Source organism: Vibrio sp. 1249-1 (assembly GCF_033340495.1).
In genome coordinates, this window is sequence record NZ_JAWOWJ010000417.1 from 1 (window position 1) to 773 (window position 773).

A 773-nucleotide genomic window follows, 5' to 3' on the forward strand; every position below is an offset into this window, starting at 1 on the left:
TCACGCCCAACTCGTTTCGATAAGGCGCCAAGACATGAATAGCGATCACGGCCACTGCGGCGACGCAGCGCAATAAATCAAAAAACAGAACCCTTTCTCTCATATCCTTTCCTACCTTGGATCGCTTATCGTTTATAGCATAGGGCAATTTTCACTCAATTAAATAGTTAACAATCTGTTTTTGCTTATTTTTAACCCAACAATGACCTGTTAATTGTATTTAACCGATAAATACTGCTGAACAGAATCAATTGAAACAAAGCGATATGTGACCAACACTTTCTCGAATATGAAACAGATATAATTCACAGAAGCCCCTAGGATACTGAGCACATTACAAAGAAAGGTCTTGTTATGAAGAAAACATTATTGGCGTCACTCGTATGTGTGGTGGCTTTAGCTGGATGTAATCAAAAGGAAGAGACCGAGGCACCAGCCCAATCGCAACCGGAAGCGAACCCAATCTGTAACTTAGAAAAACTGCCCGGCGGATGGTCACAAAGTGACATGACCGATGAAGCGCAACCATTGCTTGATGTGGTACTCGCGCAAATGAACACTTCCGCTAAGTTAAAGCAAATCCTCAGTGTTCGCACTCAGGTGGTAAGCGGCATGAATTACGCGATTGAATTTGAAATGGATAATGGCGAAATCTGGAATACGATTGTCTACCGCTCGTTAGACGACGAAATCAAGATGACGCAACCTGCAAAACTTGGACGCTTCTGCTCATAATATGCAGACATAAAAAATAGCTCCCGATTGGAGCCATT

At 42.6% G+C, this 773-nt stretch carries 1 protein-coding gene and 1 pseudogene; one reads left to right on the forward strand and one right to left on the reverse strand.

Features of this window, described 5'->3' with window-relative positions; genetic code table 11:
- Positions 1 to 103 (reverse strand): annotated as a pseudogene (locus R7Z50_RS26735) (acyltransferase); the annotation flags it as partial.
- Positions 104 to 354: 251 nt separating this feature from the next.
- On the opposite strand from R7Z50_RS26735, the gene R7Z50_RS26740 reads away from it, so the two are divergent.
- A complete protein-coding gene (locus R7Z50_RS26740) occupies positions 355 to 735 on the forward strand; it encodes a cystatin family protein (RefSeq protein ID WP_020839828.1) in 381 nt (126 codons plus the stop codon).
- Positions 736 to 773: the final 38 nt, after the last annotated feature.